11 protein-coding genes are annotated in these 12,994 nt (G+C 50.1%); 6 read left to right on the top strand and 5 right to left on the bottom strand.

Annotated features, from left to right (window positions below; genetic code table 11):
- Nucleotides 1-16 precede the first annotated feature (16 nt).
- The gene (rnjA, locus tag TX85_RS12425; protein WP_044479410.1) at nt 17-1,735 is read left to right on the top strand and encodes a ribonuclease J1; all 1,719 of its coding nucleotides are present in this window, start codon (nt 17-19) and stop codon (nt 1,733-1,735) included.
- A gap of 107 nt (nt 1,736-1,842) precedes the next feature.
- Here the strand turns inward: rnjA and TX85_RS12420 are convergent, their stop codons facing one another.
- Complete coding sequence (locus TX85_RS12420; protein ID WP_044479408.1) at nt 1,843-2,766, bottom strand: serine hydrolase domain-containing protein; 924 nt, start codon at nt 2,764-2,766, stop codon at nt 1,843-1,845.
- A gap of 246 nt (nt 2,767-3,012) precedes the next feature.
- On the opposite strand from TX85_RS12420, the gene TX85_RS12415 reads away from it, so the two are divergent.
- From TX85_RS12415 to TX85_RS12400, 4 genes are all read left to right on the top strand, one after another.
- Nucleotides 3,013-5,046 (top strand): methyl-accepting chemotaxis protein, encoded by a 2,034-nt coding sequence (locus TX85_RS12415; protein ID WP_044479407.1) that lies wholly within the window; start codon nt 3,013-3,015, stop codon nt 5,044-5,046.
- Nucleotides 5,047-5,619: 573 nt separating this feature from the next.
- Complete coding sequence (locus TX85_RS12410) at nt 5,620-6,678, top strand: ABC transporter ATP-binding protein (protein ID WP_044479406.1); 1,059 nt, start codon at nt 5,620-5,622, stop codon at nt 6,676-6,678.
- Between the two features lie 2 nt (nt 6,679-6,680).
- Nucleotides 6,681-7,487 (top strand): ABC transporter permease, encoded by an 807-nt coding sequence (locus TX85_RS12405; protein WP_233500700.1) that lies wholly within the window; start codon nt 6,681-6,683, stop codon nt 7,485-7,487.
- 4 nt (nt 7,488-7,491) lie between these two features.
- Entirely contained in the window at nt 7,492-8,301 is an 810-nt protein-coding gene (locus TX85_RS12400; RefSeq protein ID WP_044479402.1) for an ABC transporter permease, read from the top strand.
- A 78-nt stretch (nt 8,302-8,379) separates the two neighbouring features.
- On the opposite strand, the gene kduD is transcribed toward TX85_RS12400, so the two are convergent.
- The 3 genes from kduD to kduI are packed head-to-tail and all read right to left on the bottom strand — an operon-like array spanning nt 8,380 to nt 10,795.
- Entirely contained in the window at nt 8,380-9,132 is a 753-nt protein-coding gene (gene kduD / locus TX85_RS12395) for a 2-dehydro-3-deoxy-D-gluconate 5-dehydrogenase KduD (protein WP_044479401.1), read from the bottom strand.
- Between the two features lie 42 nt (nt 9,133-9,174).
- Nucleotides 9,175-9,921, bottom strand: coding sequence for a DeoR/GlpR family DNA-binding transcription regulator (locus TX85_RS12390; RefSeq protein WP_044479399.1), 747 nt, complete (start codon nt 9,919-9,921; stop codon nt 9,175-9,177).
- 40 nt (nt 9,922-9,961) lie between these two features.
- Nucleotides 9,962-10,795, bottom strand: a complete 834-nt coding sequence (gene kduI / locus TX85_RS12385; RefSeq protein WP_044479397.1) for a 5-dehydro-4-deoxy-D-glucuronate isomerase — start codon at nt 10,793-10,795, stop codon at nt 9,962-9,964.
- 232 nt (nt 10,796-11,027) lie between these two features.
- Here kduI and TX85_RS12380 point away from each other — a divergent pair, with 232 nt between their 5' ends.
- A complete protein-coding gene (locus TX85_RS12380) occupies nt 11,028-11,693 on the top strand; it encodes a bifunctional 2-keto-4-hydroxyglutarate aldolase/2-keto-3-deoxy-6-phosphogluconate aldolase (protein ID WP_044479395.1) in 666 nt (221 codons plus the stop codon).
- A gap of 84 nt (nt 11,694-11,777) precedes the next feature.
- On the opposite strand, the gene ald is transcribed toward TX85_RS12380, so the two are convergent.
- A complete protein-coding gene (ald, locus tag TX85_RS12375) occupies nt 11,778-12,905 on the bottom strand; it encodes an alanine dehydrogenase (RefSeq protein ID WP_044479393.1) in 1,128 nt (375 codons plus the stop codon).
- Between the last annotated feature and the right edge of the window lie 89 nt (nt 12,906-12,994).

Raw genomic sequence — 12,994 nt, 5'->3', positions numbered from 1 at the left:
GGAGATTATATGAATCATGAATGAAGCTACTGAAAAACCAACCCAAGTTGCCAGAAATAATCGGCGTTCCAATTCTTCTCCGCCGCCAGTACGGGTGTATTCCCTGGGTGGGCTGGGGGAAATCGGGAAAAATATGTATGGTGTGGAATACAAGAATGAAATCATTATTATCGATGCCGGACTCAAATTTCCGGAGTCCCGATTGACGGGCATTGATTACATCATTCCTGATATTACTTATTTGATTGAAAATCGTCATAAAATTAAGGGCTTGTTTCTGACTCATGGCCATGAGGATCATATCGGGGCCCTGCCATTTGTGCTTCGTCAATTGTCCGTGCCGGTATACGGAGGACCGTTAACGATTGGACTTGTAAAAGCCAAGCTGGAGGAATATCGGATGCTTGGCGAGGTCAAGCTCCATGTGTACGAAGAGGGCGACCGTTTTCAGTTTCAGCATCTGGCCGTTCATTTCTTCCGGACAACCCATAGCATTCCCGATGCCTTCGGAATCGTGATTGATACTCCATATGGTGCTGTAGTGCATACGGGAGACTTCAAGTTCGACTTTACACCGGAGGACCGGCCGGCTGATCTGTTCAAGATGGCCGCGGTCGGCGGGGAGGGCGTGCTGGCGCTGCTGGCAGACAGTACGAACAGTGAGAAGGAGGGATTTACTCCCTCCGAGCGCAAGGTCGGTACTTCGATTCTCGAAACGTTCCGTCAATGCGAAGGACGAATCCTGTTTGCCACCTTTGCTTCGAATGTTCATCGGCTGCAGCAGGTGGTTGATGCGGCTATTCTGTGCAATCGCAAAATCGTGGTCATCGGCCGAAGCATGGACAAGGCCTTCTCCATCGGGCAGGACCTGGGATATATCCGGATTCCGGACGGGATGCTGATTGATGTGAAGCACATCGACCGGTACGAGGACCGGCAGATCCTGATCGTCTGTACCGGCAGCCAAGGCGAACCCAATGCCGCGCTCAGCCGGATTGCCTCAGGCGCCCATCGCACGGTGCAGATTTATCCGGGCGATACAGTGATCTTCTCGTCCTCCCCGATTCCGGGCAACGGTCAAAACGTTAACCGCGTAATTGACACTTTGATGCGTGCGGATGCGAATGTTATTTACGGTTCGATCTTTGACATTCATACATCCGGTCATGGCAATCGGGAAGACTTGAAGCTGATGCTGAGCTTTATCCGTCCGAAGTACTTCATTCCGATTCATGGGGAGTACCGGATGCTGCTCAGACACAAGGATCTCGCGATCCAGACTGGCTTGACCGAGGATCGGGTATTTCTGCTCAACCTTGGCGAGACCGTCTCGATCTACCGGAACCGGGCCAAGCGCGGCCGTACGATTCCGTCGGGCGAAGTATTTGTGAGCAATGGCGAAATGCGCGCCCAAGAGGAACAATTGGTTGAGGAACGCCTGGAGCTGTCGCAAGAGGGTATTGTGATCGTTGTGATGACGGTGGACGGTAAAACCGGACAGATTCTGGCCGGTCCGGATATCGTGACCCGCGGCTTTGTCTACATGCAGGATGCCCGTCCGCTGCTGCGGAGGGCGGAGACGGTGCTGAAGCGGAATCTGGCCAAGATGGCTGAGAAGCAAGCCTTTGATAAAGCGGTATGGCTCCGTTCGGTGCATAAGAGTATGAGAAAATACTTCATGAAGGAAGTAGGGCGTGCGCCTCATATCATGCCTTCAATTTTGGAAGTTAAATAGCATGGAATGGTTCAGGGGCTGATCGGAAAGTCATTAAGAAGGACTCTCCGATCCAGCTCCTTTTTTGTGTTTTGTTGCATAAAAGCGGTGAGAATACGGAATGAGTGTTAAAGATGCGGGGCAATCAACCGCGGGAACACATCGACTGGCGGACGTTCTCTTTTCCTGCGGTCATCGGTGAGCACAACAACCGTTTCCAGGCTGGGAATGACATAAATGAATTGTCCTCCATACCCGCGCGCGTAGAAATAATCGAAGGATGGCTTCCCGTCCCCCTCGAAACTGTCGCACCACCAATGCCAGGCATAAGAGCCGCTCCAGGGAGCTGTAACTCTGATCGCAGGCTGAACGGAATGGACCGCTAGCTCGGAAGTGATTAATTGCCGGTTCTCCCATTGTCCTTGCTGCAAGTAGAGCCGCCCGAAATTCAGCAGATCGGCGGGACGGAGAGACAGCCCGAAGCCTCCTGTATGAATGCCCTGAGGATCTTGCTCCCAGTGATAATCATTGATCCCGAGGGGGCCAAATAAATAGGTCTCGGCAAATGAAACCAGGGAGCCGCCGATCGCCCGGACAAGCAGATGGGACAGGATTTGAGAGCTTCCGGAATTGTACTCCATCACCTCGCCTGGTGGAGTAGCCATTGGCTGCTCCAGGGCGAAAGCCACCCAGTCCTGTGAGCGAGTCATCTGCGGGAAGGAGTTGATGCCGCCAAATTCCTTCCATCTCCAACCGCCAGACATTGTTAACAGATGCCGGAGGGTGATGTCTTTTCTCCAGTCGTCCTTTTCCCTGTCCAGCATCGGAACACATTCGCTAAGCTTAGTATCGGGCGGAGGAAAGAGTCCTTGATCCATAGCAATACAGATTAGCGCAGAAAGAAAGCTCTTCGTGCACGAGTTGATTTTGGTTAGTTCATATTCGACTTGATGATGTCGATAATGCTCGAAAATTAGCTTTTCTTGACGGTAAATGAGACAGCTCCTTAAATGAAGCGGTACGACGGCCGCAGAAATTGATGACAGATCCATGCTGCAACATCCTTTCTTTCATTGAAATCATTGTATCATAAGGGCTCGGAAGTCCCATAAATGAAAAAACCAGCATACATTTTGAAAATTTCATACTAATTACTTTCTTCGACAACATTCGTCTTTTTATCGAAAACTATACAATTGGTCCCCTTTTATTCCGATATTATATGTGACTAAGGTCATATTAAAGCGGTAGAAGAATGAATCGAAAATATAGCATTTTTAAGAAGGAAGGGAAATGAAATGAAAATTCAGGCCAAATTAACTATTGTCATTATCGCAGTTACTATGTTCTCAACCTTGCTGATGGTCTTTTTCACGAGAAACAAGTCCACGGATGAGATTAATCAGCTATCGCAAACGGCTATGCGACAAATGGCGGAGGGGAAAATTGAGACGATCCGCGCTTTGATTTCCAAGGAATCCAATTTTCTTAAAATGGTTGCGGATTATCCCGACATTACCCAGCTGCTGCAGTCCTCAGGAGGAACAGGGGCAAGCGAGAATCAGGAGTTATTAAATAACCTCAATGCTAAGCTTCAGGAATGGGTGGAAGAAGCGGGGAACCTGGAACATATTTTCGTAGGGAATATGAATGGCATTGGGATCGCAGACAGTGATGTTGCGTTGATCGGTACTGATTTTAGTGAACGGAGTTACTTTAAGAAGGTGGTAGAAACTCAACAATCTGTGATCAGTGAAACGCTGCAATCCAAATCTACGGGCGCTTTTGTGGTAGCCTTTGTAGAGCCGGTAAAGGTAGATGGTCAAATGATCGGATTTGTTGCCTCTGCCGTCCGCAGCGACAGCATGGTCCATTATCTGGCCAATTCAACTGTGCTGAGTGCGGAATCTTCTTATGCCTATCTGGCGGATGAGACGGGAACGCTTATCTTTCATCCGGACCCGGCCCGAATTGGTACAGTGACGCAGGTTGAAAAAATCGTAGAAGTGGTAAGCAAATTAGCTGCCGGAGAACAGGTTGCCCCAAGTCATTATGATTACATACTGGATGGTGTGGAAAAATCCGCATACTACACCACGATACCTGAAACTGGGTGGACCCTGGTCTTGACGGGAGATGAGCAGGATATTGTCGCTCCGGTTAATAGGATGATTCAGTTTATTTGGATCATAGGAGCAATCAGCCTTGTGGTTACCATTATTGCGGCAGGCTTGATTGCACGCGGGATTTCCATTCCGATTATCAGGCTTACGGGCTTGATTGAAAAGACAGCGGATCTCGATCTGAAGAGATTGGACGGCTATGACCGTCTTGCCAAGGGTAAGGATGAAATCAGCTTGATGGCGGCAGCAACGCTAAAAACCCGCGACGTCTTGCGACAAACGGTTGGAGGTCTCTCCGAAATCTCCTCTAAAGTCGTAAATAATACTGTAGCACTGGAGCAGTTGTCTACGGATGTCCGGGAAAATGCCCATGATAACGCGGCAACAACGGAGCAGCTGTCGGCAGGAATGCAAGAGACGGCAGCCGCTTCGGAGGAAATGACTGCAGCAATTCAGGAAATTAACTCTAATGTAAGCTCCATTGCAGATCAGGTTAGAAAGGGTGTCGAGGTTTCGGGGCAAATTACGGAGCGTGCCCAGCATCTGCGGAAGGATGCCATGGAATCGTCAGAAAGAACTGAACAAATGTATGGGGAAGTCAGACATAAAATGGAGCATGCGATTCAGCAGTCAGCAGCAATCCAGGAGATTGACCAGCTTGCAGCTACAATTCTAGCCATTACGGGCCAGACGAATCTGTTGGCACTGAATGCGGCTATAGAAGCGGCTAGAGCAGGCGAAGCCGGAAAGGGCTTCTCCGTGGTTGCTGGCGAGATTCGAAAGCTGGCGGAGCAATCCTCTCATACTGCTTCCGGTATTAAGGATATTGTTGAAAATGTGACTTCCTCCGTAAGTGAGATGAAGACTCAATCTGAAGCCATGCTGGCGTTCATTAATGATAGTGTATTGCATGACTATCGCAAGCTTGGGGATGTCAGCGTACAGTATAGCCAAGACGCGGTCATAATCGACGAACTGATGAGCGAGTTTGATACCTCTGCATCTCAATTGCATTCGACCGTATCGGGTATTTCCACTGCTGTCAACGAAGTGGCCGCTACCATCAATGAAGGCGCTGCCGGGGTACAGGACATTGCCGAGAAGAACTCGGATATTGTGGAAAAAACCTTAATAGAGGCTGCCAAAGCCAAAGAGACGCTGAACAGTGCTCGGGAGATGGAGCAGCTGATGTCCAAGTTTACACTTTAATTAGGAAATTCTATCAAAAGGGCTCTCCCAAAGGACTTGATCCGGCGGTAGGGCCCTGTTTGTGTTCAGAGACTGGCGCGGCACAGAATTTCTTGGCAGGGGAGTGTGCAAAGCAAAGGACAGTTAAACATTGCCCAGCCATTTCGATCACGCTCCAGTGAAATTTCTTACCTTAAATTCTTCATTCGGCGCTCGAACCCCATTTTAGTGAAAAAAATTACCTTAGATCTCCAATATCTAGTTAAACCCACGGTATAGCCACTTTTAAGCGAAAGAATTTCACTATATCTGCATTTCCACCATTTCAACCAAATTTAGAGTAACTTTTTTCACTGCATGCGCATGATCCGTATTTGCATGGGGGCTACAAACCGTCGTCATGCTGTGAAACATCGCGAATAACTGCGATCGTAAGCACACTTCACTCGTTGCCTCCGGCACGCAGAATCATTGGTCGGCTTTTTGCTGTTTCCTAAATTGTTCCCTAATTTGTTCTCTAATTTAAAGGGTAGGAAGACGAGATATTTTGCTATATAGTAGTAAGATATTGGAAGGTTGGGAGGCACGAAACGAGTGAGTATCATCGAGGCACGCGGGCTGAAAAAGGTATTCAAGCAAGCAGTCAAGGACCCTGGATTAGGTGGGGCGATCAAGCATTTGTTTACACAACAGTATCGGGAGAAATATGCGGTAGAGGGAATTGATTTGACGATTGAGGAAGGGGAGACGGTAGCCTACGTTGGTCCCAATGGAGCGGGGAAATCAACGACAATCAAGATGCTCTGCGGAGTACTTGTCCCTTCAGGCGGAGAGATTCTCGTAGATGGCCGGGTTCCGCACAAGCAGAGGATGGAGAATGCCCAGCATATCGGTGCGGTATTCGGACAGCGTACCCAGCTGTGGTGGGACATTCCGGTACGTGAATCTTTGACTTTATTGAGGGATATTTATCAGGTTCCCCCGGCTGCATTCAAGAAAAATCTGGACGGATTCACCGAGCTGTTAGGGATGGAGTCCTTCCTCCATCTATCGGCCCGCAAGCTGTCCTTGGGACAAAGGATGCGTGCCGATCTGGCAGCGGCATTGCTTCATGATCCGAAGATTGTCTATCTCGATGAACCGACGATCGGTCTGGATGTGGCGGTCAAGCACCGGATTCGCGATTTTATCAAGGAAATGAACCGGGAGAAAGGCACGACCATGATGCTGACCACACATGATTTGGGGGATATCGAGAATCTGTGTGAACGGCTGGTCATTATTGATCAAGGCCGGATTATCTACGACGGCAAGTTGCAGAAGGTGAAGGACGCCTTTGCCAGGGAACGAACCATACATACTCAGCTCAGTGCGCCGATCGTTGGGGCGGAGGAACTGTTTGCCGATATGCCTGAAGTGGCGGTTGAAAGCAGCGCTGGCGATGAAAAAGAAGGAGACAGTGTTCCTTCATTGTCTATCAAGTTCGACCGTTTTCGTTGTACGGCAAGCGAGATTGTGAAGCGGGTCATGAATCACGGAGAGGTTGTCGATTTCAGAATCGATGAGCCGAGCATTGAGGAGATCATTACCCGTGTATATGAAGGACAGTTAGATTCTGCAGCGTTGTCGGAAGCGGGGAAGGGGAGGGAATGAGGGTGTCTGTGGCATCTTTCAAGAAGTACATTACTTTGGCCCTCTGCTCCATGCAGAATACGCTTGCTTACAGACTATCTTTTATCTTGAATTTTCTAGCCAGCTTTATCGGACTTATCGCAATGTATTGTCTGTGGCAGGCGGTGTATACCGGCCGAGATCAGCTATCCGGGTTTACGTGGGAACAAATGCAGGCATATCTGCTCGTGACCTTTTTCGTAAATTCCATGCTGTCCTATTATTCTGAATCCAGTATTTCGGGGAAAATCATTGATGGCAGCGTCATGATGGATTTGCTTCGTCCCATCCAGTTTCAGAAGGCCCGACTCGCAGAGACACTGGGCTCTTGTGTGCTGGAAGGTCTGCTAAGCTGCATCTTGATCGGCACCGCAGCTGTGTTTACGCTCGGGATCTCACTGCCGCAGGACGGAGTGGGTATGCTCCAGTTTGGAATCAGCATGCTGTCGTCTATTTTTGTGAAATTTTGCATCGTATATATGTCCGCCTTGCTCTGCTTCTGGACGACGAGCAGCTTTGGCATCTATTGGGCCCGAACCTCCATCACGAATCTGTTATCCGGCGCGCTTGTACCGTTGACGTTCTTTCCGGGGTGGCTGGAGTCGCTGGCGATGGCGCTTCCTTTTCAGGGAATTGTTAATACACCGGTCCGAATTGCGCTCGGTATGACGGGAAGAGCGGAAGCCTGGCAGATGATTGGCGTGCAATGGATCTGGATTATCCTCCTCTGGCTGCTCGGCAGGTGGCTATGGTCCCGGGCTGTACGGCAAATCACGATTCATGGAGGTTAGTGGGATGAAGATTAGAAATACGCCGCGCCGAATTCTGTATTTATATTGGCGTCTTTACAGCCAGCAGCTAAAAGCGATGCTGGAGTATTCCGCTGATTTCTACATCATGATCGGAGCCGCTGCTTTGACCCAGATAACCGGATTTTTATTTCTGTGGGTGGTATTCTCCAGAATTCCGGATATTCAAGGATGGGGCTTGTGGGAGGTTGCCTTTATGTATGCGGCCATATATGTCTCCGAGGGGGTAGGCTCCTTGTTTTTTGAGGGGACTTGGCGGATGCTGCGGCTGGTCAATTTAGGAGAATTGGACCGCTACCTTGTTCGGCCTGTTCCGATCGTACTGCAAATATTCTGTACGGGAATCGGAATGAACGGGATCGGAAATATATTGATCGGCGGGACGATTATCGGAATATCCTTAAGCCATGTGCAGATGGATTGGAATCTGTCGACGGTTCTGATGGCAATCCTGTTATTTGTCTCGGCGATTACGATCCGTATTGCTATCAATCTGGCTGCAAATTGTTCCTCCTTCTGGATCCGAAGCAGCGGAAATGCCTTTCCGATCATGATTCACAATTTAGGCGAGTTCGCCAAATATCCGATTACCATCTTTTCGCTCGGGATTCAGCTCTTTATTTCCATTGTTGTTCCCTTTGCTTTTGTCAGCTTCTTCCCGGCGGCCGTATTGTTCGGCAAGGAGCCATGGAGCTGGTGGGGATGGCTCGGGCCGCTTGTAGCCGTCTGTGCTGTTTGGCTGTCGCTCGGCTTGCTGCGGATCGGTCTCGGAAAATATGAAAGCGCAGGGAATTAACTTAACAGCGAGCATCGTATAAAATAGCCCCCGGAAGAAGTCTATATCCGGGGGCTGATCTTATGGAGTGCAATTATTTTATCTAGCCATCCATCCGCCGTCCACGCAGAGGATATGCCCATTCAAATAGTCGGCGGCCGAGGAAGCCAGGAAAATCGCAGGTCCCTTCAGGTCATCAGGTGTTCCCCAGCGCCCTGCCGGAATCCGGTCGGTAATCGAGGCGGTGCGGTTCTCGTCGGCACGGATTGGTGCGGTATTGTCAGTAGCCATGTATCCCGGCGCAATCGCATTAATCTGAACTCCGCCTGAAGCCCATTCATTGGCGAAGGCCCGTGTGAGCCCGGCAACACCGTGCTTGGAAGCTGTGTATCCCGGCACATTGATGCCGCCTTGATAGGACAGCATGGAGCAGATGTTGATAATTTTTCCGCTGCCCCGTTCCAGCATATGTCTTCCGGCAATCTGTGATAGCAGGAATACGGTATTCAGATTAATGTCGATCACATCGAACCAATCTTTAGCCGCGTGGTCCTTCGCTGGTGCACGTCGGATAATGCCGGCGTTGTTCACCAGGATATCCACTTTCCCGGTCAGGGCGAGCGCTTGGTCAAAGGTGCTTTGCAGTTGGTCGTGGTCGCTAAGATCCACTTCGATAGACAACACTTTTCTTCCCAATGCGTTAACTCGGTCTACAGTTTCCTGACTGGAGCCGAGAGAAGCACATACCACATCGGCCCCCGCTTCGGCCAGTGCAATTGAAATTCCTTGTCCCAGTCCGCTGGCAGCTCCGGTGACCAAGGCGGTTTTTCCTGAAAGGTCAAATAAATTCATTCCGTTCACTCCTCGATTATAAATATGATAAGTCAGCAATCGTTACACGATAACCACGCCTGCTTCTTTATAAGGCTTGGCGATATCGTTCGGCAGATCATCCGTAATAATGCGGGTTAATTCATCTAATGCAGCAAAGGTACGCAACGCTGTTTGTCCGAATTTATGATGGTTAATGACAGCAATCACCTCTCGAGCGGTCTCTATCAGCGCGCGCTTAAATTCGATCAATTCACCGGTATAGATGGACAGGCCGTGCTGGGGATGAATACCGGTTGCAGATATATACGCCTTTTGGATATTCAGTTGCCTGATATATGAGCCGGCTTCCGGACCGGCAAGCATATTCCGGACACGGTGTCCGCCGGGTACGACGAGACGGATCATATCCTTGGAGGCCAACTCGCTGATGATGTACACATCATTCGTGATGACGGTTAGCGGCTGATTCTCCAGATGCCTGGCAATCTCCAGTGTAGTGCTGCCGCCGTCCAGCGCGATAATATCGTGAGGCTGGATTTCCTGAATCACCTTCGCGGCAATACTTGCCTTCTCCGCAGCGTGCTTGATGACAGGTGCCTTGGAAGACAGGATGCCAAGCTGATCGCTTTGCGCAAGAACTGCACCGCCGTGTACTCTGGCGATAAGGCCTTGCTCCTCTAATCGCGTCAGATCCTCGCGGATGGTTTTGCCGGTGACACCAAGCTTGTCGCTGAGCTCTGCCACGGTGACTTCCTTCTTCGTCAGCAGAACCTCCATAATTTTCTCGTATCGTCGTATTGAACTCATCGTGTACCTCAACTCTTCCGTTCTAGAATGACATTCGGTTCTATTTTAAAGCTTTCATAGAAACCGCGTCCATATCCGCGTACTTTTTATTATCTCCAGCCATACTCCAGATAAAAGTATAGTTGTTGGTGCCCGCGCCGCTATGAATGGACCAGTTTGGTGAAATTACCGCTTCCTCGTTCCGCATGACGATGTGCCGGGTCTCGCTCGGCTCCCCCATCAAGTGAATGACTATAGCGTCCTCGGGAAGATCAAAGTACATATAGGCTTCCATTCGGCGCGGATGCACATGGGCCGGCATCGTATTCCACATGCTGCCTGATTTCAATTGGGTCATACCCATGACCAATTGTGAGCTCTGGATGCCGCTCTCGTGAATAAAACGATGGATCGTTCGCTCATTCGAATTCTCAATCGAGCCCATCGCCCCGGATTCCGCTTCGGCGAGCGTTGTCTTGGCAGTCGGGAATTCCTTGTGCGCCGGAGCCGAGTTGAGGTAAAACTTAGCCGGATTGGCAGCCTCTTTGCTGCGGAAAATAACTTCTCTGGAGCCCATTCCAATGTACAGGCAGTCCTTCCGTTCCAGATCGTAGGCCGTGCCGTCGACGAGAATGATACCAGGGCCGCCAACGTTGATTACCCCAAGCTCCCGGCGCTCCAGAAAGTACTCGACCCCGAGCTCCTTGAGGTCGGTCTCGAGCTTCACATCCGAGTTCACGGGGGCTGCTCCGCCGATGATCATTCGATCCTCATGCGTGAGAACAAGCTCCAACGCATCAGGGGTGAACAGCTTCGGAATATGAAACTCCTGCCGAAGGCGCTCAGTGTCAAATTGCTTGACCTGGCTTGGGTGGGATGCATAGCGTCGTTCCATGAGATTCAATCGCTCCTTTTAGGTTCGTTTATGTTCATATTGTTCATTTAGGTTTATATTATGTCATGATTAGTGAATTTGCAAGCTTTAAATTCTGGCCTTGCGCGTTGCCCCCGTCGTATAATCATTTCACTCAAATTCAGGTCTATCAAAAAAGTTCATTTAGGTTTATTATGTGTAGGAGAAAGTAGAATCGATATTCCGTATAAGATCAAAATGGGGAGAGACGCAAATGAAAAAGCTGCAATTGGTTCAAAAAATCGTAGAAGAAGGCGTTGTTGCTGTACTTCGCGGAGATACGCCGGAGCAGGTCGTGGAAATGGCCGATCAGGCTATCGCAGGGGGAATCAAGGTTATTGAAATTACTATGACGGTGCCTTATGCACTCAAAGCTATTGAGACTCTTTCGCAAAAATATGCATGGGATGCAAGCTCACCGGAGCAGTATGCTATCATTGGAGTGGGAACCGTATTGGATCCGGAAACGGCACGAGCGGCAATTCTCGCCGGAGCCCAGTTTGTGGTTGGCCCATCCTTGAATAAAGAGACGGTTCAGTTATGCAACCGCTACCGAATTCCTGTGATGCCTGGCTGTATGACCATTCGGGATATCCAGGAAGCCTTGGAATGGGGAGTAGATATCGTCAAGCTCTTCCCGGGTAATCTGTATGATCCCTCGATGATCAAAGCCATTAAAGGGCCGCTGCCACAGGCAAACGTCATGCCGACTGGCGGAGTGTCCCTAGATAATTTAGCGGAGTGGATCAAGGCAGGGGCTGTAGCTGTCGGAATTGGTTCGGACTTGACAAGTGAAGCGCTTAAGAAGCAGGATTACAGCTTGATCAGCCAGAAATCGGCACAATACAAGCAAGCCTACCTGCAGGCCAAAGCGAAATAATGACAATAAAAAGCGCTTGTCTGCAGGGTGAATTCGTGAATTTCCGCGAATCGCACCCTGCAGGCAAGCGCCATTTTTTTGTGTTTACACAGGGGGAAGCTTCAAAGCTTGTTCGACCGGTACATACGTGTAATTAAGATCACGGGCAACAGAAGGGTGGGTCACGGCTCCGCCTGCCACATTTACCCCTTTGCGCAAGGCCAGGTTGCCGGCAATTGCTGCGAGAACGCCTTTATTTGCGATCTCGAGCGCATAGGGCGCCGTAGCATTCACCAGAGCCATAGTCGATGTTCTTGGAACCGCACCAGGCATGTTGGCTACTGCGTAGTGAACAACCCCATGCTTCACATAGGTCGGGTCGGAGTGCAGCGTGACGCGGTCAATTGTCTCGAAGATACCGCCCTGGTCAATAGCCACATCAATAATAACCGATCCGGGCACCATGGCTTTAACGGTCTCCTCGCGAACGAGCTTCGGTGCTTTCGCACCAGGAATTAATACCGCTCCAATGACGAGATCGCTGCGCCGCACACATTCATCTATGGATTGCGGGTTAGACATCATGGTCTGGACAGAAGCGCCAAACTGCTCCTCCAGTTGGCGAAGACGCAACGGATCCAGATCCAGAATGGTGACCTCTGCACCGAGACCGGCGGCAATTTTTGCAGCATTCATGCCGACCACGCCGCCGCCGATGATCGTAACCCTCCCGCGCTTGACGCCGGGAACGCCGCCGAGCAGGATTCCTTTACCGCCATAGGGCTTCTCCAGGAACTGTGCCCCGATCTGTACAGACATCCTGCCGGCTACCTCGCTCATCGGTATTAACAGAGGCAGAGCATGATTCATCTCCACCGTTTCGTATGCGATAGCGGTGACTCCTTTTTCCCGTAACACTTCCGCTAATGCCGGCTCGGCAGCCAGGTGCAGATAAGTGAACAGGATCAGACCCTCGCGCAACATAGGATATTCCTCCGGCTGCGGTTCCTTTACCTTCATGATCAGATCGGACTTTGCCCAGACCTCTCCCGCAAGCTCCAGAATACCGGCTCCTGCATGAATGTATTCCTCATCACTAAATCCGCTGCCTGTTCCCGCATGACGCTCAATATACACCCGATGGCCCTCATTCGTCAGCAGGGATACTCCCGAAGGGGTCAGGGCGACCCGATTTTCGTTATTTTTAATTTCTTTCGGTACACCGATAATCATGATGTCTCCTCCTTCTCCTATCCATTGCATTACTAATAAGTATATCCTTCTGAAGTTATCAGGAATAGGGGCAGCACAGGAAAATTGAA

This window comes from Paenibacillus antibioticophila (assembly GCF_000455265.1).
GTDB classification, from domain to species: domain Bacteria; phylum Bacillota; class Bacilli; order Paenibacillales; family Paenibacillaceae; genus Fontibacillus; species Fontibacillus antibioticophila.
The sequence above is the reverse complement of the archived record's forward strand: the minus strand, read 5'-3'. Positions and strand labels throughout refer to the sequence as shown.

Coding starts and splice junctions, on each gene's coding strand:
- rnjA (WP_044479410.1), top strand. CDS start 17: ATGAATGAAGCTACTGAAAAACCAACCCAAGTTGCCAGAAATAATCGG.
- TX85_RS12420 (WP_044479408.1), bottom strand. CDS start 2,766: ATGGATCTGTCATCAATTTCTGCGGCCGTCGTACCGCTTCATTTAAGG.
- TX85_RS12415 (WP_044479407.1), top strand. CDS start 3,013: ATGAAAATTCAGGCCAAATTAACTATTGTCATTATCGCAGTTACTATG.
- TX85_RS12400 (WP_044479402.1), top strand. CDS start 7,492: ATGAAGATTAGAAATACGCCGCGCCGAATTCTGTATTTATATTGGCGT.
- kduD (WP_044479401.1), bottom strand. CDS start 9,132: ATGAATTTATTTGACCTTTCAGGAAAAACCGCCTTGGTCACCGGAGCT.
- TX85_RS12390 (WP_044479399.1), bottom strand. CDS start 9,921: ATGAGTTCAATACGACGATACGAGAAAATTATGGAGGTTCTGCTGACG.
- kduI (WP_044479397.1), bottom strand. CDS start 10,795: ATGGAACGACGCTATGCATCCCACCCAAGCCAGGTCAAGCAATTTGAC.
- TX85_RS12380 (WP_044479395.1), top strand. CDS start 11,028: ATGAAAAAGCTGCAATTGGTTCAAAAAATCGTAGAAGAAGGCGTTGTT.
- ald (WP_044479393.1), bottom strand. CDS start 12,905: ATGATTATCGGTGTACCGAAAGAAATTAAAAATAACGAAAATCGGGTC.